The organism is Flavobacterium sp. (assembly GCF_031411595.1).
In the GTDB taxonomy this organism is placed as follows: domain Bacteria; phylum Bacteroidota; class Bacteroidia; order Flavobacteriales; family Flavobacteriaceae; genus Flavobacterium.
Map to the genome: position 1 here is coordinate 1 of NZ_JANOBI010000058.1, position 24,462 is coordinate 24,462.

Annotated in this window: 19 protein-coding genes and 1 pseudogene; 12 read left to right on the plus strand and 8 right to left on the minus strand. The window is 37.5% G+C overall.

What is annotated here, in order from left to right:
* The 4 genes and pseudogenes from RMO03_RS13630 to RMO03_RS13645 form a co-directional block, all read left to right on the plus strand.
* Positions 1 to 549: pseudogene (locus tag RMO03_RS13630) on the plus strand (ribonucleoside-diphosphate reductase subunit alpha); the annotation flags it as partial.
* A 253-nt stretch (positions 550 to 802) separates the two neighbouring features.
* The gene (locus tag RMO03_RS13635) at positions 803 to 2,146 is read left to right on the plus strand and encodes a deoxyguanosinetriphosphate triphosphohydrolase (protein ID WP_309642658.1); all 1,344 of its coding nucleotides are present in this window, start codon (positions 803 to 805) and stop codon (positions 2,144 to 2,146) included.
* A gap of 75 nt (positions 2,147 to 2,221) precedes the next feature.
* On the plus strand, positions 2,222 to 4,918 hold the full coding sequence (locus RMO03_RS13640) for a T9SS-dependent M36 family metallopeptidase (RefSeq protein ID WP_309642659.1): 2,697 nt from the start codon (positions 2,222 to 2,224) through the stop codon (positions 4,916 to 4,918).
* Between the two features lie 138 nt (positions 4,919 to 5,056).
* Complete coding sequence (locus RMO03_RS13645) at positions 5,057 to 7,732, plus strand: T9SS-dependent M36 family metallopeptidase (protein WP_309642660.1); 2,676 nt, start codon at positions 5,057 to 5,059, stop codon at positions 7,730 to 7,732.
* Positions 7,733 to 7,775: 43 nt separating this feature from the next.
* Here the strand turns inward: RMO03_RS13645 and RMO03_RS13650 are convergent, their stop codons facing one another.
* Both RMO03_RS13650 and RMO03_RS13655 read right to left on the minus strand, forming a co-directional pair.
* Positions 7,776 to 9,545 (minus strand): 1-deoxy-D-xylulose-5-phosphate synthase, encoded by a 1,770-nt coding sequence (locus tag RMO03_RS13650; protein WP_309642661.1) that lies wholly within the window; start codon positions 9,543 to 9,545, stop codon positions 7,776 to 7,778.
* A gap of 44 nt (positions 9,546 to 9,589) precedes the next feature.
* Positions 9,590 to 10,243 carry a hypothetical protein gene (locus RMO03_RS13655; protein ID WP_309642662.1) on the minus strand — a complete coding sequence of 218 codons (654 nt, stop codon included), beginning with the start codon at positions 10,241 to 10,243 and terminating at the stop codon, positions 9,590 to 9,592.
* Here RMO03_RS13655 and RMO03_RS13660 point away from each other — a divergent pair.
* Complete coding sequence (locus RMO03_RS13660) at positions 10,242 to 10,688, plus strand: nucleoside deaminase (protein ID WP_309642663.1); 447 nt, start codon at positions 10,242 to 10,244, stop codon at positions 10,686 to 10,688. The genes RMO03_RS13655 and RMO03_RS13660 overlap by 2 nt on opposite strands.
* Before the next feature lie 204 nt (positions 10,689 to 10,892).
* Here the strand turns inward: RMO03_RS13660 and RMO03_RS13665 are convergent, their stop codons facing one another.
* Together RMO03_RS13665 and RMO03_RS13670 are read right to left on the minus strand one after the other, a co-directional pair.
* Positions 10,893 to 12,437 (minus strand): ribonuclease E/G, encoded by a 1,545-nt coding sequence (locus RMO03_RS13665; RefSeq protein WP_309642664.1) that lies wholly within the window; start codon positions 12,435 to 12,437, stop codon positions 10,893 to 10,895.
* 396 nt (positions 12,438 to 12,833) lie between these two features.
* Complete coding sequence (locus tag RMO03_RS13670) at positions 12,834 to 13,124, minus strand: HU family DNA-binding protein (protein WP_166333787.1); 291 nt, start codon at positions 13,122 to 13,124, stop codon at positions 12,834 to 12,836.
* A 132-nt stretch (positions 13,125 to 13,256) separates the two neighbouring features.
* Here RMO03_RS13670 and mutY point away from each other — a divergent pair, with 132 nt between their 5' ends.
* The 4 genes from mutY to gldD are packed head-to-tail and all read left to right on the plus strand — an operon-like array spanning position 13,257 to position 16,656.
* A complete protein-coding gene (mutY, locus tag RMO03_RS13675) occupies positions 13,257 to 14,297 on the plus strand; it encodes an A/G-specific adenine glycosylase (protein ID WP_309642665.1) in 1,041 nt (346 codons plus the stop codon).
* Between the two features lie 46 nt (positions 14,298 to 14,343).
* The gene (locus RMO03_RS13680; RefSeq protein ID WP_309642666.1) at positions 14,344 to 14,769 is read left to right on the plus strand and encodes a single-stranded DNA-binding protein; all 426 of its coding nucleotides are present in this window, start codon (positions 14,344 to 14,346) and stop codon (positions 14,767 to 14,769) included.
* Between the two features lie 23 nt (positions 14,770 to 14,792).
* Positions 14,793 to 16,088 carry a gliding motility-associated protein GldE gene (locus tag RMO03_RS13685; protein ID WP_309642667.1) on the plus strand — a complete coding sequence of 432 codons (1,296 nt, stop codon included), beginning with the start codon at positions 14,793 to 14,795 and terminating at the stop codon, positions 16,086 to 16,088.
* A gap of 4 nt (positions 16,089 to 16,092) precedes the next feature.
* Positions 16,093 to 16,656: a gliding motility lipoprotein GldD gene (gene gldD, locus RMO03_RS13690; RefSeq protein WP_309642668.1), complete on the plus strand. Its 564-nt coding sequence runs from the start codon at positions 16,093 to 16,095 to the stop codon at positions 16,654 to 16,656.
* Positions 16,657 to 16,706: 50 nt separating this feature from the next.
* Here gldD and RMO03_RS13695 read toward each other — a convergent pair whose 3' ends face one another.
* Positions 16,707 to 17,075 (minus strand): heavy metal-associated domain-containing protein, encoded by a 369-nt coding sequence (locus RMO03_RS13695; RefSeq protein ID WP_309642669.1) that lies wholly within the window; start codon positions 17,073 to 17,075, stop codon positions 16,707 to 16,709.
* 125 nt (positions 17,076 to 17,200) lie between these two features.
* Between RMO03_RS13695 and RMO03_RS13700 the strand changes: the two genes are divergently transcribed.
* Entirely contained in the window at positions 17,201 to 18,067 is an 867-nt protein-coding gene (locus tag RMO03_RS13700; RefSeq protein ID WP_309642670.1) for a DMT family transporter, read from the plus strand.
* Between the two features lie 46 nt (positions 18,068 to 18,113).
* Here RMO03_RS13700 and RMO03_RS13705 read toward each other — a convergent pair whose 3' ends face one another.
* Together RMO03_RS13705 and RMO03_RS13710 are read right to left on the minus strand one after the other, a co-directional pair.
* A complete protein-coding gene (locus tag RMO03_RS13705; RefSeq protein ID WP_309642671.1) occupies positions 18,114 to 20,231 on the minus strand; it encodes a pitrilysin family protein in 2,118 nt (705 codons plus the stop codon).
* Positions 20,232 to 20,235: 4 nt separating this feature from the next.
* Positions 20,236 to 21,558 carry a pitrilysin family protein gene (locus RMO03_RS13710; RefSeq protein ID WP_309642672.1) on the minus strand — a complete coding sequence of 441 codons (1,323 nt, stop codon included), beginning with the start codon at positions 21,556 to 21,558 and terminating at the stop codon, positions 20,236 to 20,238.
* Positions 21,559 to 21,738: 180 nt separating this feature from the next.
* Between RMO03_RS13710 and rplU the strand changes: the two genes are divergently transcribed.
* A complete protein-coding gene (rplU, locus tag RMO03_RS13715) occupies positions 21,739 to 22,113 on the plus strand; it encodes a 50S ribosomal protein L21 (protein WP_309642673.1) in 375 nt (124 codons plus the stop codon).
* 23 nt (positions 22,114 to 22,136) lie between these two features.
* Positions 22,137 to 22,397, plus strand: a complete 261-nt coding sequence (rpmA, locus tag RMO03_RS13720; RefSeq protein ID WP_309642674.1) for a 50S ribosomal protein L27 — start codon at positions 22,137 to 22,139, stop codon at positions 22,395 to 22,397.
* Positions 22,398 to 22,457: 60 nt separating this feature from the next.
* Here rpmA and RMO03_RS13725 read toward each other — a convergent pair whose 3' ends face one another.
* Entirely contained in the window at positions 22,458 to 24,452 is a 1,995-nt protein-coding gene (locus tag RMO03_RS13725) for an endo-beta-N-acetylglucosaminidase (RefSeq protein ID WP_309642675.1), read from the minus strand.
* Between the last annotated feature and the right edge of the window lie 10 nt (positions 24,453 to 24,462).

Sequence of the window (24,462 nt, forward strand, 5' to 3'; positions counted from 1 at the left end):
AACATTTATACCCGACGCGTATTGTCTGGAGAGTTTATCGTAGTCAACAAACATTTGCTAGAAGACCTAGTAAAACAAGGATTGTGGAACGAAGATTTGAAACAAGAAATCATGCGTCACAATGGTTCCGTACAAAACATCGATGCCATTCCTGAGGATTTGAAAGAATTGTACAAAACCGTTTGGGAAATGTCGATGAAAGATATTATCGATATGTCGCGCCACAGAGGATATTTCATCGACCAGTCGCAATCATTGAACCTGTTCATGCAGGATGCGAATTATTCAAAACTGACCTCGATGCATTTCTACGCCTGGCAGTCAGGATTGAAAACCGGAATGTATTATCTCAGAACCAAATCAGCCGTAGACGCGATCAAGTTTACGCTGAACAACGATAAAAAAGCAGAACCGACTCAAGAAGTAGCCGCCGCAGTAGAAGTGGCAGAGCCGAATGAAACGGGTGAAATGTCTGCCGAAGATTTCAAAGCCATGATCGAACTAGCAAGAAATGCTGGTCCCGATGATTGCGAAATGTGTGGATCGTAATTTTTGAGACGATTACAATCCCATCAAAAAACAGCTATCTTTGGGTAGCTGTTTTGTTTTTTAGAAGCTTATCCTGCTATCCGCTAAATCTTTTGCGCCGAACGCCGGCGCAAAAGGATATCGCTGCTATCAGGGCTAGGAAATTGACTATAAGATTTTAAGACTATAAGACCAAATCTAAAAATCTTACAGTCTTAAAATCTTACAATCTAATTGTCTAACAATCCAAAAATCCAATAATCCAACCATCCAAATGAACTGGGAACAACTCTTATCACTAAAACGTCAAGGCGACACAAGCAAACGCTTGCGCAAAGAACAAGACGACACACGCTTGGGTTTCGAAGTCGATTATGACCGTATTATATTTTCTGCGGCTTTCCGAAGTTTGCAGGACAAAACGCAAGTGATTCCATTATCCAAAACCGATTTTGTGCACACGCGACTTACGCATAGTTTGGAAGTTTCTGTCGTTGGGCGTTCACTCGGAAGATTAGTCGGCAAGAAAATCATCGAGAAGTATCCGTATTTGCAAGAAGTGCATGGTTTTCACATGAATGATTTCGGTGCGATTGTGGCAGCTGCTTCTTTGGCACATGATATCGGAAATCCACCGTTTGGGCATTCGGGTGAAAAAGCCATTGGCGAATATTTTTCGATTGGCAAAGGGCAACAATTCAAAGACCAACTTACCGAAAAACAATGGCAAGATTTGATTGATTTTGAAGGCAACGCGAATGGGTTTTCAGTACTTACTGCGAGTCGACCGGGCATTGAAGGCGGACTCAGAATTTCATACGCTACTTTAGGAGCCTTTATGAAATATCCAAAAGAAAGTTTGCCCAAAAAGCCAACCAAAAACATTGCGGATAAAAAGTATGGTTTCTTCCAATCGGACAAAGAATTCTTTCAAGATGTGTCATCAGAATTAGGATTGATTTCAAATAAAACCGGAAATGATATCGGTTTCGAAAGACATCCGTTGGCTTATCTCGTTGAAGCTGCCGATGACATTTGCTATACGATTATTGATTTCGAAGATGGTATTAATCTCGGATTGGTTTCTGAAGATTACGCTTTAGAATACCTAATCAAATTGGTCAAAGACACGATTGATACAGCTAAATATAAAACATTAACCACACGCGAAGATCGCATCAGTTATCTGCGCGCGCTGGCGATTGGCAATTTAATCAATGATGCGGTTCGTGTTTTTGTCGACAATGAGGAATTGATTTTGCAGGGAAAATTTCCTTTTGCACTAACAGACAAAAGCCAATACAAAGCCCAAATGGATGACATCATCAAACTTAGCGTGAAGAATATTTATCAAAGTCGCGAAGTCATCGATAAAGAACTCAAAGGCTATCAAATCATCAACACACTTTTGGATAAATTCATTACAGCATACAACAATAATTTTGAAGGAAAACCTACGAGTTATGACAAGTTGTTATTGCAGATTTTACCAGAAAAGCATCACCTTGAAAAAGAGACATTATACGACCGTTTGCTGCATATTTGTCATTTCATTTCATTGCTTACCGATGGCAATGCGTTGCTGTATTATCAAAACATTATAGGATTTAAGCATTAGATTGTTAATGTTTTAGAGTATTGTTTGAAATATTAAAAAAAATGAATTAAGTTTGTTTCTCAAAATTTAAAAAACATGAAAAAAATTACACTATTAACCGCTCTATTGTTCTCTTTTATAGGCTTTTCGCAGTCGAATAAGAAGACGATTCAAACCTATTTAGAAACCAATCGCGCCCAATTCGGATTGACAACTCAGGATATTGCTGATTTGACTATTCAAAACGAATTTCTAGGTAAAGGAACAAAAATAACCAGTTGTTATGTAGTTCAAAGACACCAAGGAATTGAGATTTTCAACAGTCAATCTAATATTTCTATTAAAGATGGAAATGTTATGAAAGTTGGAAGCAACTTACAAAGCAATATTGCACAAAAGGTCAATACAACATCACCTTCTTTGTCAGTAATTGAAGCATTAAACAAAGCTTATGTTTCGTTGGCATACAGTGCTTCAAACTTTTCGATTTTACAATCTGCAGATGGTAAAAAATTCAACATTACAGATGGCGTTCATGAAGATCCTATCGTAGCGCAATTAGCTTATCAAAGTACATCTGATAACAAATTGAATTTAGCTTGGGGATTTCAATTCTATTCTCCGGACGCAAAACATTATTGGGATGTTAAAATTGATGCCGTAAACGGTAAAGTTTTAGACAAAAAAGATTTGACCATCAGCTGTAATTTTGGTGATGGAACAAATAAAAAACACGATCATAAAAATGATTTCAGTTTTGAAAGAAATGCTTTCAATGCCACAAATAATTCTATGTTAGTGGTAACTCCGGGTACCTACAGAGTAATTCCTTTTAATTATGAAAGCCCAAATCATCATTCGTTCGATTTGATTACTACTGCAGGTGATGCTTTGGCTTCTCCAAACGGATGGCATGATGCTAATACTACCATTGGAGGAACTAGTGCTGCTTTAAAATTTACTTACACCAGAGGAAATAATATTCTTGCTCAAGAAGATGCTACCGGAGATAATGGAAATGGAATTAGAGCTGACGGTGGTGCTGGTTTAGTTTTCGATTTCCCTTATGTTAATGGCGTTTCACAAACACAACAGCCAACAACTTATACTTCTGCAGCTACGACCAATTTGTTTTATATGACTAACATCATGCACGACATTTGGTATCAATACGGATTTGATGAAATCAATGGTAATTTTCAACAATCAAATCTAGGAAGAGGCGGAACAGTATCAGCTACTGGTGATAACGTATTGGCTGATTCTCAAGACGGATATTCTCAAACTGTACCAACACTTGATAATGCTAATTTCACACCTACGAATGATGGTGTGAGACCAAGAATTCAAATGTTTATGTGGACAACTGGTGCGCCACCAACGGATTATATTCAAATTAATTCTCCCGCTACAATTGCAGGACCAATGTCTGCAACAACCAATGTTTTTGAAGGTACTGATAGAATCCCAGTGCCGGCAGCTCCAAACGGAATTACGTCTGACCTTGTATTATATACAAACACACCGGTTGTTCCTACGCAAAACCCTAACAGTGCATGTGCAGCTGCTACAAATCCTTTTGAAGTATCAGGTCATATCGTTTTAATCAAACGAGGTGGGTGTTTCTTCAGCAATAAAGTCAAAGCAGCTCAAGATGCTGGAGCAACTGCAGTAATTGTTACTGATACAGTACCTAACAATACGGTAAGATTGTCAATGAGTTCTACAGGTTTGTTAGGGATTACTATTCCTGCGGTTTTTATATCTAAAGAAAAAGGAGATATATTACTTGGAGAAATGGCCAATGGTCCTGTAAATATAAAATTGGAAGTGCCTTCTAATTTGTATTTGTATGCTGATGGTGATTTTGACAACCTTATTATTGGTCACGAATACGGGCATGGTATTTCTAACAGACTTGTCGGTGGAGGATTAGCTGGGGGAATGAATAACCAAGAACAAATGGGAGAAGGTTGGTCAGATTTCTTTGGTCTTATCAATCAAATTAAAGTGGGCGATGTTGGAACGACTCCAAGAGAAGTCGGTACATATGTTATCAACCAACCGGTCGATGGATTTGGATTCAGAGATTTTCCATATACTACAGACATGACTTTGAACCCTAGAACCTTTGCAGATTCTAATGCAACTTTTGATGCACTTGGTGCTTACAAATATAAAATCGGAGAATTTTGGGCTTCTTGCTTATGGGATTTGACTTGGGCTTATATTGACAAGTATGGTTTTGATCCGGATATCTATAATGGTAATGGTGGAAATAATAAGGTTATGCAATTGGTTATCGATGCACTAAAATTAGAAACTTCTGGGGCTACTAATATTGTAGCAGGTAGAAATAATTTATTTGCAGCCGAACAAGCTACAAGCGGTGGAGTAGATTATTGTATGATTATGGAAGTTTTTGCTAGAAGAGGTGTTGGAATGAATGCGTCATCTGGAGATTCTAATCTTTCAGATGATCAGGTTGAAGATTTCACTTCATTTCCAGCAGGACCAAACTGTTTGTTGGCAGTAAATGACTTCAATAAGGAAAATATGATTAGAGTATATCCGAATCCGTCAAATAGCATAGTAAATGTTAGAGTTAATAAATTTGTTGGAAAGCTTGCAATTCAACTGATTGATATTAACGGTCGTGTTATTTTGAATCAAGTAGATGATAATTTTAATATTGAAAAAGCGATTAATATTAGCAATTTACAATCAGGAATATACATAGTAAAAATCACAGGAAATGATTTAAATTATTCTCAGAAGTTAATTAAGAATTAATCCACATTAATAAGTTATACTAAAAAATCCAAATCGAAAGGTTTGGATTTTTTTTTATTCAATATGCACCTAATGTATACCCGAGTTTTAACTTTCGAATGGAAAAATAATATATGTTTGTAGAATATAATTTAAGCTATGAAAAAAATCACTTACCTAGTATTGTTCATTTTCTCAATGACAAGTTTTGCTCAAACCAACAGGCAAATCATCAAATCGTATTTAGAAAATAGCAGCGCCCAATTAAAACTTACCAATTCAGATATTTCGGATTGGATTATCGAAAGTGAAGTTCAAGGTTCGGGAACAAAAATTACGAGTTGTTATATTGTTCAACGATACCAAGGGATAGAAATTTATAATGCGCAATCCAATGCGTCTTTAAAAGATGGGAAAATGCTGCGTTTCGAAAATAAATTCTTACCTGAAATCGCAAAAAAAACCAATGCAACTTCGCCGTCTTTGTCAGTAATACAAGCGATTTCTAAAGCTTATTTATTATTGGAAATTCCTAATTCAAACGCATTTTCGATTTCGGAAACTATCAATAACAGAACATTTAAATTGACTGACGGATTGCAAGAAGATCTTATCAGCGCCAAATTAGTATATCAAATTGCGAGTTCGAATGCTTTAAAATTAGCTTGGGCATTTCAATTTTATTCACCCGATGGAAAGCACCTGTGGGATTTAAGAATCGATGCTTTAAACGGAACTATTCTAGAGAAAAATGACTTAAACTTAAGCTGTAATTTCGGACAAACTAACCGCAAAAACCTTGATTATACAAAGGCATTTAGTTTTACTAAAGCAGCTTTTCAAAATAAGACAGTTTCTCCTATTCAAATCAATGCTGGGTCATACCGTGTTATTCCATACAATTATGAAAGCCCAAATCATTCTCCTTTTCAATTAATTACAACCGAAGGAAATACTTTGGCTTCCCCGCAAGGATGGCATAATTCAAATGCTTTGGGTGGTACAACTGCGGCATTAAATTTCACTTATACAAGAGGTAATAATGTACTAGCGCAAGAAGATGCTAATGGCGACAACGGAAACGGAATTAGAGCCGACGGAACCGCAGCTTTAAATTTCGATTTTCCGTATGTTAATGGCGTGTCACAAACCCAACAACCAACTGCGTATACTGCTGCTGCGACCACCAATTTGTTTTACATGATCAATACCATTCATGACATATGGTATCAATACGGATTTGATGAAGTGGGAGGGAATTTCCAACAAAATAATTATGGCAGAGGCGGAGCAACATCGGCAACAGGAGATTATGTATTAGCGGATGCTCAAGACGGATATTCTCAAGCGGTTGCTAGCTTAAACAATGCCAACTTCTCAACACCTAATGATGGTTTGCGGCCAAGAGTTCAAATGTTTTTGTGGGATACTGGAGCACCACCTACAAATTTTATCACAGTGAATTCTCCTGCAACTATTGCCGGACCAAGAGTAGCTACGACCAATGTTTTTGAAGGAACAGATCGCATACCAGTTCCTGCTGCACCCAATGGCATTACCTCTGATTTAGTATTGTATAATAATAACCCATCGCCTCCAGGATTTCACTCGGCTTGTCAAGCAGCGACCAACGCATTTGAGTTGTCCGGAAAAATAGTGTTGATAAAAAGAGGCAGTTGTTTTTTTAGTAATAAAGTTAAAAATGCTCAAGATGCCGGAGCGACTGCTGTTATTGTAATGGATTCGATTGCAAATAATACGACAAGACTATCCATGAGTTCTACCGGTATTTTAGGAATTACGATTCCGGCTGTTTTTATTACCAAAGAAATTGGGGATGAATTATTGGCAGAAATGGCGAATGGCCCTGTGAATGTAAAATTGGAATCACCATCTGGTTTGTATCTTTTCGCAGACGGAGATTTTGATAATGGTATTATCGGACATGAAGTTGGACACGGTATTTCGAATCGATTGATTGGTGGCCCGGCCAATTCATCTTGTATGACTAACGGAGAACAAATGGGTGAAGGCTGGTCTGATTGGTTTGGTCTGATGTTACAAATAAAACCTGAAGATAATGGAACCGAAGCAAAAGGGATTGGTACTTATGCCATCAACGAACCTATAACTGGTGGTGGTATCAGAGCATTTCCTTATTCAACCGATGTTAGTATTAATCCTTTGACACTTGTAGATTCCAATGACGCAGAACCTCACAATAGAGGAGAAACATGGACAGCAGTACTTTGGGATTTGACTTGGGCTTATATTCATAAATATGGTTTTGATCCGGATATTTACAACGGAACTGGTGGAAATAATAAAGTAATGCGATTGGTTATTGATGCTTTAAAATTACAAACCTGTAATACAGCTTCTTTTATCAGTGCAAGAGACAATCTGTTCGCTGCAGATCAAGCCACTACCGAAGGTCAGGATTATTGTATGATTGCTGAAGTTTTTCAAAAAAGAGGTATGGGTTTGAATGCTTCTTCTGGAGATGCAAACAACGCTACAGATCAAGTGGAAGATTTTACAGCTTTCCCTGCAGGACCAAATTGCACGTTGGCGGTTGATTATTTCAATAATGAAGATATGATTCGAGTCTATCCAAATCCAACCCATGGGATGTTGAATATTCGCATCAACCAATTCGTAGGCGATGTTTCAATTGAAGTTGTTGATGTCAATGGAAGAGTAGTTTTCAACCAAATGGACCAAAATTTCAATATGGAGAAACCCATCAATTTAAGTTCTTTACAAAAAGGAATGTATATTTTGAAATTGAAGCATTCAAGTATCAATTACACAGAGAAAATCATCATCAAATAATTTGATTTTAAATAAAAAAGCCTGTACTCAATACAGGCTTTTTTTATGCTTCATTTTTAAGTAATTGTACTAAACTATCAACATCAATGCTGCAAATTTTTTGCAATTCGAGAATCGATCCATGTTCGATAAACTGATCAGGAATACCTAATGTTTTGATTGTAGTTGTGTAGTGGTGTTCTTTTCCAAATTCAACAATAGCACTGCCGAAACCACCTTTAATAATACCATCTTCTATTGTAATTATCAATTGGAATGTATTGAAAATAGTGTGCAATAATGTCTCGTCTAAAGGTTTTATAAAAGCAAAATCATAATGAGCAATAGTTTCATTCTGTTCTACCTTTGATAATGCTTCAATGACATTATTGCCAATAGCACCATTGCTTATTACGGCGATTTTTGTTCCTTGTTTTAGACAGTTGCCTGCGCCGATTTCAATTTTTTCAAAAGGTTTTTGCCAATCAATACTAACGCCACGACCTCGAGGATATCGAATCGCAATCGGATGATTCAATCCCAATTGCGCGGTATACAAAATATTTCGCAAAGCCATTTCGTTCAACGGTGCGTAAATAATCATATTCGGAATGCATCGCAAATAAGCGATATCAAAAACGCCATGATGTGTTGCGCCATCTTCACCGACCAAGCCCGCACGATCCAAACAAAAAATCACAGGTAAATTTTGTAAAGCCACATCGTGTATGACTTGATCATAAGCTCTTTGAAGAAAAGTAGAATAGATATTACAAAAAACCACCATGCCTTGCGTAGCCATTCCTGCGGATAAAGTGACGGCATGTTGTTCGGCGATTCCAACATCTAGTGCCCGTGTTGGGAAAGCATCCATCATATATTTTAAGGAGCTTCCGGTGGGCATTGCCGGTGTGATACCCACAATTTTTTCGTTTAATTTGGCTAACTCTACTATGGTAAGCCCAAAGACATCTTGGTATTTTGGAGGTAAATTTTCTTCGGATTTGTAATGAATTTCACCCGTCGTTTTATCAAATTTTCCCGGCGCATGATATTGTACTTGATTTTCTTCAGCTTGTTGCAATCCTTTGCCTTTCGTGGTGAGCAGGTGGAGAAATTTTGGGCCTTTAATTTTTTGCAATCGTTTTAATTCTTTGATTACCGCAAAAATATCATGGCCGTCGATGGGTCCGGAATAATCAAAGTTCAAGGATTTGATCATATTATTTTGCTTCGGATTTTTTCCTTCTTTGACGGCAGTGAAATAATTTTTTAAAGCACCGACACTTGGGTCAATTCCAATGGCGTTGTCATTTAAAATCACCAATAGATTTGCTTCAGTAACGCCGGCATGATTCAATCCTTCAAACGCCATTCCTGAAGCGATAGAAGCATCGCCAACAACTGCAATATGCTGTTTTTCGAAATCGCCCTTTAGATGCGATGCCAATGCCATTCCGAGCGCAGCTGATATGGCTGTAGAGGAATGACCAACACCAAAAGTGTCATACACACTTTCACTTCGCTTTGGAAAACCTGATATGCCGCCGAGTTGTCGGTTGGTGTCGAATTTTGCTCTTCTTTCGGTTAGGATTTTATGTCCGTAAGCTTGATGTCCTACATCCCAAACTAGTAAATCTTCGGGCGTATTGAAAACGTAATGCAAGGCAATGGTAAGTTCTACAACACCAAGACTGGCGCCTAGATGACCTTCTTTTACGGAAACGATATCGATGATAAAATCGCGTAATTCTTGGGCGAGTTGAGGAAGTTGATCTTCTTTTAACAACCGTAAGTCATTCGGATTTTGGATATGTGAAAGCAATTGCTGCATGTGAAATTATTGATGCGCTAATTTACAACAATCGGTTTAGTTTCTTATTGAATTGTATCAATATGTAATTTTACTTTGCCTTTGATGGGTTCTTCTTTATACTTTGGCGGTGGAGGTTGCTGACGGGACGGAGAAATTGCAACGTCTCCTGTAGTTACCGTAGGTATTGGCAGTACTTTCTGCGTTTGCGTTGCTTCTGGTGTTTTTGAAATTATAGAATCATTTTGTGGTCGAATAGGTATTCCCATGACTACATTTTCGCTTGGGTCTTCTTCAACGATTTCTATCTTTCCGATGCTTTGTTTGTCCCCATTAGTATTCGAGCAGCTTAAAAGGGTGGTGCCCATCGACACAAACACTGCAAGTAAAAAGATTTTGTGGAATTGTGTCTGAGAATACATCACGCGCGAGGGAATGCTGATTCTAATCGATTCGAGTTGATTGTTATTGAATCTTCCGCAGACTTTTTTGCCTTGATTATTGATGAAGTATTGCTGAATTTCGGGCGCTTTCATTTTGGTGAAATCAACTACGCTTTTGGCGCAACTGCCACAGAACCGGCCTTGCTCATTTGGGGTCATTGCATTCCAATCCTCGTGACAAGGTTTCGGAACCTGAATTTTGAATTGTGTTGCCATCGTTTTTAGTTTGTTTCTAACATAACGCCATTTATTCCTAAAACCGTATTTTTGACGCATGGAAAATATGTTCACCGACGAATACTTCATGAAGAAAGCTTTGCAGGAAGCCGAAGTGGCTTTTGAAAAAGGCGAGATTCCTGTAGGTGCGATTATCGTCATTGATAATAAAGTCATCGCGCGTTCGCATAATTTGACTGAGATGTTGCATGACGTTACGGCGCATGCGGAAATGCAATCGATTACGGCGGCGGCTAATTTTTTGGGTGGAAAGTATTTGAAAGATTGCACGTTGTATGTGACTTTAGAGCCTTGTCAGATGTGCGCAGGTGCTTTGTATTGGAGTCAGATTTCTAAAATTGTATATGGGGCTTCGGATGCGCAGCGTGGGTTTATGGCAATGGGAACGAAATTGCATCCTAAAACTACAATTGTTTCTGGTGTTTTGGGTGATGAAGCGGCGGATTTGATGTTGCGGTTTTTTGCGGAAAGAAGAAAAAATTAGCCCGCAAAGACGCGGAGACGCAAAGGTTGAAAAGGATTTCCATGAGATTGAAATGCCCTAGCCCGGATAGGAACGGCATCCTTTTTTGCCGGCGTTCGGCAGAAAAGATTTAGTGGATAGCCGGAATAGCTTCTAAAAAAAGAAACTGAAATGAATTCAGTTTAAATAAAAAAACCGCCAATCTTACGAAAGGCGGTTTTGTTTTTAATCTAAAATATCTTTTCCTGACTTGTCATAGAAATGATATTCTAAGAACGTGTAAGCGTCACGAGGTATGATTTTCACCCATTTCTTATGCTCCAAATACCATTTGAAACGTAAGGATGGAAAACCTTTACTGAGGTATGCAGCCACAAACGGATGTACGTTGAGCACAACGGTTTTGTGGGTTTTTAGTATTCTTTCAAGGTTGAAATTGATCTTGTCAATGATTTGAATTGGTGCTTCTATTTCACCATTTTCATTGTTTGGATCTTCTTCCCTGGTTTTAATGTTGACTTCTGGTCTTACTCTTTGTCTGGTAATCTGGACTAGCCCAAATTTACTCGGCGGTAAGATCTTATGCTTCGCTTTATCATCGCTCATTTCTTCTCTTAGGAAGTCGAACAACACTTTGCGGTTATCGGGATTTTGCATATCGATAAAATCGATGACGATGATGCCGCCCATATCACGCAGACGCAATTGTCTGGCGATTTCAGCTGCAGCGATCATGTTGACTTCCATAGCGGTATCTTCTTGGTTGGTGGCCTTGTTAGAACGGTTTCCGCTGTTGACGTCGATGACGTGTAAAGCTTCAGTATGTTCTATGATTAGGTACGCACCTTTACTCATCGATACTGTTTTCCCGAAGGAAGTCTTGATTTGTCTCTCTATGTTGTATTTCTCGAAAATTGGCGTGTCTTTAGATTGATAAAACTTTACAATTGATTGTTTGGATGGTGCAATTTCTTCCACGTAATCCTTGGTTTCGTTATACAACTCTTCATCATCGATATGAATACCACTAAAGGTATCATTGAAAACATCTCTTAATATCGAAGAGGCTCTGTTGAGCTCTCCTAATACTTTGGAAGGATGATGAGCGGTTGGTAATTTTTTACACATTGCAGTCCATCTGCTGAGCAGGTTCTGCAAGTCTTTTTCTATTTCGGCTGTTTTTTTGCCTTCGGCTACTGTGCGAACAATAACGCCAAAACCTTTTGGTCTGATGGTTTGTACGAGTTTTTTGAGTCGGTCTTTTTCGCCCTTTTCCTCAATTTTTTGGGAAACGGAAACGCGATCTGAGAACGGCACGAGCACGATAAACCGGCCTGCGAGTGACAGCTCTGAGCTGATTCTTGGACCTTTGGTTGATATCGGTTCTTTGACGACTTGTACTAAAACGGATTGATTGGAATTGAGCACATCGGCTATGGTTCCGTCTTTGTCAATCTCTTTTTCAAACTGAAAGTTTTTTAGGGAGAAATCTTTTATTTTACCTGCGCTTACAAGTTTTATGAATTTCAGTTGGGAAGTAAGGTTCGGTCCTAAATCATGATAATGTAAAAAGGCATCTTTTTCGAAGCCTACGTTTACAAAAGCGGCGTTAAGTCCGGCAACTGGCTTTCTGATTTTGGCAATGAATATATCGCCTACTTGAAAGTTGCTTGCTTCTTGTTCCTTGTGTAATTCAATTAGTTTTCCATCTTTTAATAAGGCAAAATCTACGGCTTCAGAACTAGATCGGATGATTAATTCTTTATTCACACGTTAAATTTTTATCCAGACTTTCAATTTTAGATTTTAGATTTTAGATTTTTCAATCTGAAATCTGCCTTCTGAAATCAAATGCGCGGATGGATTAAACAATATTTTTAACAGGTATTAAACCCGGTGAAAATTGGATTGTGAGACTTTAGGATTTTAAGATTTTAAGACCGAAACTTTCCTTTCCATGTCTCATCATCTTATTGTCTTATCATCTTACAGTCTAATCTTCCATTTCAATGAACGTTTAAAAAGAAAAAAGTAGTGGTGAGACTACTTTTTCTTCTTGTGACGGTTTGCTCTCGCACGTTTTTTTCTTTTGTGCGTCGCTACCTTATGTCTTTTTCTTTTTTTACCACTTGGCATAGTTGGTGATTTTGTGATTAATAAATATTTTTATTTTGCTTCGTTATTCGTTTTTACTCCTTCAACAAATACTTTTGCAGGTTTGAATGCCGGAATGTTGTGAGCAGGAATTTTGATAGTAGTGTTTTTAGAGATATTTCTACCTGTTTTTTCAGCTCTTGTCTTGATAATGAAACTGCCAAAACCTCTTAAATAAACATTATCTCCTGTTTCTAATGAAGTTTTCACTTCTTCCATAAAAGATTCTACAGTGGCTTGAACATCTCCTTTTTCAAGACCTAACTTTTCTGAAATTTTTGCTACGATATCTGCTTTCGTCATTTTCTTTCTTGTTTAATATTTTTTTTGATTTATTTGAGGGTGCAAATATAGGAATTAAAAAAACAATTAATCAACCTAATTGATTAAAATTTAATTACATAAACTTTTACTTTTGCTAACCAAAAATTAATCATGGATTTTGCTAACTCGTTAACACAATGGTATCTAAAAAACAAACGCGATTTGCCTTGGCGGAACACGCGAAATCCTTACTTCATTTGGCTGTCAGAAATCATGCTGCAGCAAACACGAGTAGCACAAGGAATGCCTTATTTTTTTTCATTCACCAATGCTTTTCCTACAGTTTTTGATTTAGCGAACGCTTCTGAAGAGCAAGTTTTGAAGTTGTGGCAAGGCTTGGGATATTATTCTCGCGCCAGAAATTTGCACAAAACAGCACAATATATTGCTTCCGATTTGAATGGCATCTTTCCGAATACTTATAAGGAATTATTACAATTAAAAGGCATCGGTGAATATACCGCTGCCGCTATTGCTTCTTTTTCTTTTGATGAAAATGTTCCCGTCGTTGATGGTAATGTGTTTCGTGTTTTATCAAGATATTTTGATGTTGAAACTGATATCTTATCAAGCGGAGCCAAAAAAGAATTTGCAGCGTTGGCTTACGAATTAATGCCTAAAGATAATCCGGCTTTATTCAATCAGGCGATTATGGAGTTTGGCGCGTTGCAATGTGTGCCTAAAAACCCAAATTGTGAAGTTTGCCCATTCAATAATAGTTGCCTCGCTTTACAAAAAAACAAAATTGATCAGTTGCCCGTTAAATCGAAAAAAGCAAAAGCCAGAAATCGGTATTTCAATTATGTAATTTTTTCTGATGACTATCAAAACACCGTCATTCAAAAACGATCTAACAAAGGAATTTGGCATAATTTGTATGAATTTCCGTTAATTGAAACTGAAAAAGAAGTTGATTTAGACTATGTTGTTGAACAACTACAACAGCAGCATTTTGTTGAAAATAGTATTGTTTCGATAGCACAAATGAATAGTGTAAGTCAAATTCATAAACTGACACACCAGCATTTATACATCAAATTTTGGAAAGTTACCGTAGCCGGAAGCTTAGATAATGCTGTCGATTATTCGACATTACTTTCGTTTCCTTTTCCGATTGTGATTTTTAATTTTATAGAAAAGGATTGGAAATAGTTTTTAAAAATTCATTACATTTGAATAAAATACAATACCACACAAAATGAGCGGAACGTTAAACAAAGTTATGTTGATTGGTCACTTAGGTGAAGATGTAAAAATGCACTATTTCGACGGCGGTAATTGCATAGGAAGATTTCCTTTAGCAACCAACGAAACCTACATCAACAAATCGACCAATGAGAAAATTACATCCACCGAATGGCATAATTTAGTGGTTCGAAACAAAGCAGCCGAAATATGTGAAAAATATTTATCCAAAGGCGATAAAATATATGTCGAAGGCAGAATCAAATCGCGCCAATGGCAAACCGAAGATGGCGTAACCAAGTATACTACGGAAATTCAAGTAACAGAATTTACTTTCCTAACCGTTAAAAAAGAAATCGAATCCAGTCGCGGTATTGATAAAGCACCAAGTTTCGATTCGAATCAGAATCCAATGCCTGAGAACGATATGCCGTTCTAATTGTTTAACCAATTGAATTTAATTTGGACCCAGAGCCCAGTTTTAATTTATTTTCAACCATCGATTCAGATTTACTCTTTGGTTTCATAGGCATAATCCTATTGCTTTTTTGTTCTGCTTTAGTGTCAGCTGCAGAAGTTGCCTACTTTTCATTGACACCAAAAGACCTCGACGATTGCGCTCAAGACAATCCGGCTAAAACTCAAATTATTACCTCACTTTTAGAAAAACCTAAAAAATTGTTGGCTACTTTATTGGTGGCAATCAACTTCATCAATATTGGGATTGTCATTTTGTTTTCCTTCATTGGTAATAATTTATTCGAATCGATTGCTTCTCCGTTATTGAAGTTTACCGTTGAAGTGATTTTGGTTACGTTTTTAATCTTACTCTTCGGCGAAGTTGTACCTAAAGTATATGCCAGTCGAAACAATGTAAAATTCGCCAAGTTTTTCGCTTATCCATTGTCGGTTTTAGATAAAATCCTTTCACCTATTAGTATGCCGATGCGTGCGCTCACGATTTATTTGCATGATAAATTGGGTAAACAGAAAACCAATTTCTCGGTAGATCAATTGTCACAAGCACTCGAGTTGACTTCATCAGACGATACTTCTCATGAAGAACAAAAAATTCTGGAAGGCATTGTTTCTTTTGGGAATACCGATACGAAGCAGGTGATGAGTCCGCGCATTGATATTTTTGCGCTCGAAATTAATGAGTCGTTTTTAGAGATATTTCCCAAGATTTCTGAAAAAGGATATTCGAGAATTCCCGTATACCGCGACAGCATCGATCATGTTGAAGGCGTTTTGTTTGTGAAGGATTTAATTCCACACATCAACAAAAAAGAATTCGATTGGAACACTTTGATTCGCGAGCCGTTTTTCGTTCCTGAAAATAAAAAACTCGACAATTTGCTCAAAGACTTTCAAAGTATGAAAAGCCATTTGGCCATTGTGGTTGATGAATACGGCGGCACATCTGGTTTGGTTTCGTTAGAAGATGTCATCGAAGAAATTGTAGGCGATATTAGTGATGAATTTGATGATGAAAACATCAATTATTCTCAAATTGATGATAAGAATTTCCTTTTCGAAGGTAAAATCAATTTGAAAGATTTTTATCGAATTATCGATGTTGATGAAGATGCTTTCGAAGACAGAAAAGGCGAAGCAGAAACCTTGGCCGGATTTTTATTGGAAGTCTTAGGAAATTTCCCAAAGAAAGCGCAGAAAATACAATTCGATAAATACCGTTTTACCATTGAATCGGTCGACAAAAAACGCATCAAACAAATCAAAGTAACGATTGAATAAGCTTATGTTTCGAAAAACAATTCCAGTCATTTTACTTGCTACGATATTTCTTTCAATCTTCAGTTGCAAGAAAGAGGTATTGCCGAAGCCGTCAAGCCAATTGCGATTAGAATATCCTGTAGCAGAATATGCTCATTTTGAAAATGCATGTCCGTTTACTTTCGACATCAATTCGGAAGCGATTATCAAAGAAAAATCGAATTGCAATTTCACGATTGATTATCCTAAAATGAAGGCTACAATTTATTTGAGTTACAAACCCGTCAATAACAACATCAACATTCTTTTGCGCGACGCTCAGAAACTCACTTACGAACATGTGATTAAAGCCGATGATATTTTAGAACAACCGTTCATCAATAAGGATAATAAAGTATATGGAATGTTTTATCAAGTGAATGGCAATGCTGCTACAAATGCGCAGTTTTACGTTACAGATAGTGTCAAGCATTTCTTAGATTGCTCGGTTTATTTTTATGCAAAACCCAATTTCGATTCTGTGATGCCAGCGGCGAGTTACGTTAAAAACGATATGCAGCAACTCATGGAAAGTCTGCGTTGGAAATAAAAAAAGGAACCCGTTTGGAGTTCCTTGATATCTTAAAATTCAGATTGTTCTTATTTCGACGCAATCATATTGGATACTTTGTATGTTTTTCCATCAGCTGTAGCTTCTACCAATTTTGTCAATGATTCCGGCGTTTGAATAGAACTATCATAAGAAACCGTTGCTTGTTTTTTATCGAAATCTACTGCCGCTTTTTGAACTCCATCCGTTTCTGACAATTCTTTTTCAATGGTTTTTGCACAACCTATGGCGCAGGTCATTCCTGTGATTGTAAAAGAAGCAGTTTGCACTTTTTCAGGATTGATGGTGTGTTTTGCTGTAGTTGCCGCATTTTCAGGCGGAGCGCTGGCTGTTTGCTTGCAACTTGTGAATAGTAATCCGGTAATGGATGCTGCGAAAAGTAATTTTGAAATATTCATGATGGGGAATTTTTAAATTATAAATGGGGCCACTTTATCGTGCTAAATTCGAGACAAAAATAACCAAAAAAAGAAGCGGTAATTCATAAAATTATTACAAATTTGAAGTCAATTAACAAACGATTATGATTAGCAAACAATTAAAATGGATTTTACTCTCCGTATTAGCGCTCATTTGGGGAAGCTCTTTTATCTTAATTAAGAAAGGATTGGTAGGATTGAATCCGTTTCAATTGGGTTCGTTGCGAATCATTTTTGCAGCCTTGTTTTTATTGCTGATTGGATTCAGAAGTTTGCCCAAAATACCTTTACACCAGTGGAAATATATTGCGCTTACGGCTTTGTTTGGCACTTTTATCCCAGCATATTTTTTTGCATTGGCAGAAACGAATATTGATAGCTCGATTACGTCAGTCCTCAATTCTTTGACGCCATTAAACGCATTGATTCTTGGTATTCTTGTTTTTAAACTGCAATTTAAAAGAGCCCAAATATTAGGGGTTATTATTGGTTTTATAGGAACAACAGTGCTAATTTTAAATGGTGCTTTACACCATCCGAGTCAAAATTATTTTTATGCCACCTTTGCGATTTTAGGCGCGGTTTGTTACGGAATCAATGTAAACTTAATCAAGAAGTACCTTTCAGATTTGAGTCCGTTGAGTATTACCACCGGAAATTTTATGATTATGTCAATTCCGGCAGGCATCATTTTATATTGTTCGGGTTTTTTTGACATTGTTCACGTTGCCAAAGTGCAACATTCGGCTGTGTTTATTTTGATTTTAGGTGTTGTGGGAACCGGAGTTGCGAATATTCTTTTTTACAAACTTATTCATATGTCATCACCGGTTTTTGCTACAACAGTGACTTATCTGATTCCGATTGTAGCTTTCTTTTGGGGTGTTTTGGATGGAGAATTGTTGACGTTTGTACAATATATAGGTGCTGCTATTATTTTATTTGGCGTGTACCTTTCGAGTAAAAAATAAAAAGCCGCCAATTATGACAGCTTTTTTTATTTGTTTTTTATTGAAATTACTCAAAATCCGATTCAGAAATACCCTCATTAATTTTCACATCCGTTGTGGTCAATAAAATCTCCATGCCAATATTGACATTCGTCACATAAGGAATTTTAATGCCATTCACCTCTCGATAATCACTAAAACTTGTGGTTTCAGATATCGATTGTCCTTCCATATCCATCGATTTCATTTCAGCCACTTTGAGTCCCGATTTAACATCGTAATAATATTTCCCAGTGCCGTATTTTACGATATAAGTATCAGCATCATTATAATTTTCAATGCTTTCCAAAACAATGTTGGGTTGATTTAATAATTCCAATTCATCAAACGGAACGGCACTCGATTTCATTTCTTTGAATTCATCGCCGGTAATTTCTTTTCGATGACCTTGTTGAACAATATATCCGATTTTATCATTCACCACTTGTTTCATCATCGACATGCCTAAAACTTTGAGTTCACGCATTTGTTTGTGCGATGAAGTAGCTTTGGAAGTCAACTCGACCGGTGCGCCTTGAACCGTTCCTGAAGAAATGGTAACTAGCGATTTTACATTACGTATAGCTTTTTCTCCACCAATGGCTTTGATATAATTTTCGATTACAAATTTCGCGGTAACTCCAGTTGGAATCGCTCTTTTGTAACTCGGTTTTTCAGTAGGCGTTCCATATTTATCGAAATAGAAAATCGGGATTTTAAGTTTTTCCAGTGCAGGCAAAATCTCTTCGCCTTTTCCGACAATCACAATACGGGCTTGCTCGGGATGAAAATATTTATTGGCCACACGCATCACATCATCGGCAGTAACAGCGCTGATGTTTTTGATATAATTTTCATAGAAATCTTCCGGCAATCCTTGGGTTTTGATTCGCAAGGCATAACCAGCAATAGTTTGAGGTTTTTCGATTTGCATTACAAATTGTCCTATATAACTGGCTTTTACATTTTGTAATGTTATGTCCGAGACTTTCTCAAGTCGCATTCGTTTGATTTCATTTAATGTTTCTACAATGGCGCTATCGGTTACGGCGTTTCGAACTTGAGTATAAGTGATAAACCGTGTGATATATTTGCTTGCTCCTAAGTTCGAACCCGCATCGTAGGTCCAAGCGTGTTTTTCTCTTAAGTTCGCCATTAAATAACTGTTGTAATCGCCGCCTAATATTTGAGTAGCCACAATCACTGCAAAATAATCTTTGTCGGTCATTTTCAAATTGTTCAGATTCATCACCGAAATTTCGGATTGCACTGCGTTGGGCATATCTACAAAACTAATCTGTGTATATTGCACATCTTTCGCATTCGTATAAGTCAGGTTCGGCGCAGCGGCTTTTACCCAAGTTTCGAATTGGGTTTCAATTTGGACTTTGATATCATTAAAATCAACATCGCCGACAACTACCAAATACGCATTTTCAGGAACGAAATAGGTATTATAATTCAAAATCACATCGTTCAAAGTAATATTGTTGATGCTGGCTTCTGTCATAAATTCACCAAACGGATGATTTTTCCCGTAGCACAAAGCATTTTCAACGCGCCGCGAAACCGAAGTAACACTTTTCTCATTCGCTTTGAGGCTTTCGATGAGTTTGGTTTTCTGTTTGTCGAATTCATCTTGGGTAAAAATCGTATGCAACGCACCATCGGCCATCAATTCTAAAATGCGTTTGGAGTATTTTGATAATCCGCTGGCGTAGGCACCGCTGTTACTGAAATTAACGTCGGCGCCAAGAAAATCAACTTCTTCATTAAAAGTGTCTTTGGATGTTTTTTCACTTCCGCTGCCAATGAGCATGCTGGTCAAACTCGCAACGCCTTTTTTATTGCCTTCCGCATAGGGAGCGTTATCAATCGTTAAATTAAAAGAAACTCGGGGCAATTTATGATTTTCGACGACCATTACTTTCAAACCATTGGTCAATTCAAAGGTTTTTGGTTTGCCGATATTGATGGATGGTGCCGGACCAGCTTTGGGTTGTATGTCGTTTTGAGCTTGAGCCATAAAACTCAAGAAGCAGCTTAATAAAAGGAATATATTTTTACTCATGCTAAGTGAATTGTTTTTTTTGTATTCGTGACCCGAGCCTGTAAGGCGAACTGATGTAATAATCTGCGATTTCATGCTATTAGTTTTTGGATTTTTCGGTAGCCGGAACATAGTCGAGCAACAATCTCTGATTTGGATTTAAATATTTTTTAGCGACAGATCTAATTTCTTCACGTGTGATTGAACGATACATTTCGATGTCGGTATTGATGAGATTGACATCGCCATGCAATAAATAATAAGTTGCTAAATTTTCGGCAATGCCGTCAATGGTGGCGTTGTTGTTGACAAAATCATTTTCAATGGTATTTTGAAGTTTTTGAAAATCTCTTTCCGAAATCAAATCGGTTTGCAGTTTGACAATTTCTTCGTCGATTTCTTTGAGGATGCTTTCTGTAGTATTTTGACCTAATGGAAGTCCGTAGAGCACATATGCGCCATAATCTTCTTGGCTCAAGCTGAACGCACCGATTTGCAACGCCATTTTTTTATCATCCACAATTTTCTTGTATAATCTTGAACTTTTGCCATCGCTCAATAAGGTAGAAATCAATTCTAAAACTCTGGCATCGCGCGTTTTCATGGAAGGTGTTCGATACGCAGCTACAATACCTGGAATTTGAATGTTGGGGTCTTCAAAACGCGCTTTGATGGTTTGGGTTATGGGTTCTTCTGTAATATTGATGTTTTCTACAGCTACACTTTTCTTGATAGGTTCGAAATATTTTTTAATCCATTGTTTGGCTTGCGCGGATTCGAAATTACCCGCAACGACTAAAACTGCATTGTTCGGAATATAAAATTTTTTGTTGAAAGCTTGAAATTCTTCTAAAGTCGCAGCATTGATATGCTCTGCAACACCATCAATATCCCAACGGTATGGATGCTTGAAAAACAAATGACTTTTGACTTCTTTGATGACATTGCCATAAGGTTGATTATCGACTGTAAGTCGCTTTTCTTCTTTAACGACCTCTTTTTGTGTATCGACACCAATTTGGTTGATGACGGGATGCAACATGCGTTCGGCTTCCATCCACAAACCAAGCTCTAAGTTGTTTGAAGGAAAAACTTCATAATAATAAGTTCGATCGACCGAAGTATTCGCATTGTTTATACCGCCATTTCCGGAAACGATTTTCATCCATTGGCCGCGACCGATATTTTTGGTACCTTCAAAAAGAAGGTGTTCGAAGAAATGCGCGAAACCGGTTCGGTTCGGATTTTCGTTTTTGGTACCGACATGATACATGACCGAAGTGATAATTACGGGAGCGGATGTGTCTTGATGCAGAATAACGTGAAGGCCGTTGTCTAAAGTGTATTCTTCAAAAACTACTTTCTGTGCCGAAGCCATATGCACAAAAGATAAAGCGCATAAAGCGAGTAGAGCGTTTTTCATATAAAGAAATTAAGATGCTTTTTTGGTAGCCGGTTTTGCAAATGTGTTACGTCAAAAATACTTTTTTAATTAAAAAGAGTATGTTTTTAGGGCGAAATATTTTTTTTCTTCAAGTAGTTGCGAGAATGGGATTTAGTTGTATATTTGCATCCATTTTATAAACAAATAAACATCATTGTTATGTACGCAATCGTAGAGATAGCAGGGCAACAATTTAAAGTAAGCAAAGACTTAAAGGTTTATGTCAATCGTTTATCTAGTGAAGAAGGTTCAAAAATTTCTTTTGACAAAGTTCTTTTATTAGATGACAATGGCACAATCACTTTAGGCGCCCCGGCTGTAGAAGGAGCTTCAGTAGAAGCCAAAGTGTTACAACACTTAAAAGGAGATAAAGTAATCGTTTTCAAAAAGAAAAGAAGAAAAGGATTCAAAAAGAGAAACGGTCACAGACAGTATCTTACTCAAATTGTAATCGAAGGAATCAGCGCGACTGGTACAAAAAAGAAAGCTGCTGCTAAAAAAGCGGATGTAGCTGAAGCAACAACTGAAGAATAATTAACATTAAAAACTAATACGTCATGGCTCACAAGAAAGGTGTCGGTAGTTCCAAGAATGGTAGAGAATCAGAATCGAAACGTTTAGGTGTTAAGATTTTTGGAGGTCAAGCTGCTATTGCAGGGAACATCATCGTAAGACAAAGAGGTTCTAAACACAACCCTGGTGAAAACGTTTACATCAGTAAAGATCACACACTACACGCAAGAGTAGATGGAGTTGTACAGTTCCAAAAGAAAAAAGATAACAAATCATACGTTTCTGTAGTTGCTTTTGAAGCATAAGAAATTCAGATTTTGATATTAAAAAACCCGCTTCTTTCAAAGCGGGTTTTTTGTTGGGTTTTATTTGATGATGATTTTCTTGGTTTCTCTATGATTGTTTTGGTCTGTGAATTTCACAATGTAAGTCCCTGCCACCATTCCATTGGTTTGGAAAGGAAAGTTGGTAGTAGCATTTAAAGAAATTGTATTTTCTATTACAACTTTTCCTTGCATATCTGTAATTGTATATTGAAGTTGTTTTACTGACGGCCAATTAATATTGAAAATAATCAGATTGTCCCGGTCAATAGGATAGCTAATTGTCACAAAGGAATTATTTTTTGCATTTTCAACCGTATCCATATTAGGATCTTCATATGCCTTTAAATTTCCGAGGTTAAAGCTACAATTACTATTTGCTGTCAGTGGTGTTATCATAAATCCTATAACAGCAATTTCCCTTCCTGCAAACGAACCTAAAGACAGTGTTGCTGTTGTCCAATCATTCGAAGGATTATCTTCTATCCCGAAGACATAATAACTCGTCGGTTCATCGCTAAAAATTATCAGCCACGCAAGTATTGGTCTATCGATGCCGTTCTTGTAGGTTATATCGATGCGGGTTGTGTTAGAAATAGGAAGTTTCGTACTATACAGTGGCATATCAATCGAACCGGGCAAGATACCGCCGATTTTCAATGAATTCCCTCCGTTATATGCTGTTGAGAAATCCCATTCCCCTTTAAAGTTGATAAGATTTTGCCCTAAAGCGAATTGCCATGTCGGCAAAATATCCTGTTTATTCATATCATGCCAACTGTCGGAACTGATTTGTGTGCCAAGTTGGAATTTTTTCATTCCATGCCCAGTGCAAAAATTAGTCTCAAACGGCAATGTAGAAATCACCGAAGCTTCTGGAATCCAATTCGCCAAACCTTTAAAACCTATAGCATCCACAGTTGCGGGATTGTTGTCATCGCCTGAGAACAAATGGTTTTCTGCATTGTAAAAAGAAGCAAAATCGGTTGGGTCATTATTGAAATTGGTATAAGTTGAATTATTATAAACACAATTTGGAGCAAAAAGCCCTAGTGAGGTAAAAGGTGTGGTGGCATTTTCGTGCAAATACGTCATAAAAGTATTGCCGTTGGTTTCGAAGTTGCCTTGATTTCTGCCCGGCCAGATATCGGCTCCAGTGAAAACATCAAACGAAGATCGGCCAATTAAGTTGGCTCGCGTTCTTGAAGCCGTAGGAAAAGCATTGCTACTCCAGAAAAAATTAATAAAAATGCTACTGCTTACTCGTGTTTCAAACGAGCCGTTAATGTCTTGATCATCTTGAACAAACGGACTGTTGGCGGCATTGAGTCGGTTTTGCCAACCTACGGCGCCACTGAGTCGCATCGCATCATACCACATGATTTCCTTGCCAACGATTTCCGCTTGAGCCGTTAAATCTCGAACAAAATCATGCATCAACACTGCTGTCGCTGCATTGGTTGCTGTTTCTTGATTGATAAACCAACCGTCGAAATTATAGTATTGCATCATTTCAATCATCTTTGGAATCACCACAAAATGCGCGTCGATATCTTGCTCAAGAAAATTCGTTAATGTAGCTGTCGAACCACCAAAAGCCGTTGGAGAAAAGAAAACGTTTCCAAAAACTTTAACCCCGTTTTTATGCGCGGCATTCGTCCAAGGTGATGATGGCAACTGAATCGTTTGTGTCGAAGTGCCTCCAAACCAAACCAATTTATCAAGGTAAGCCCAATGGGTGAAATTGTATAAATTAAATTGACTTTGTTCACCATGATAGTTTCCGAAATTATTCATCCCATCCGGTAAATAAGCAATTTTCATATCATCAGATAATGCCGGATTAAATTGTGTCGCAGCATTCGTAAAACGCGGCGCGAGATTCACAGTCGCAATCAAGTCGGTCGAAGCTGTAGCTCCGGTTGTTGTCCATTGTTTTAATTCGTCTACCGTCAGAATGTAAGGAGCTGTGTTGATAATCTGCGAAAAAGAATGTGTTCCAATCAGTAGCAAAGCGAGTAGTGTAATTTTTTTCAAAGTAGTAGTA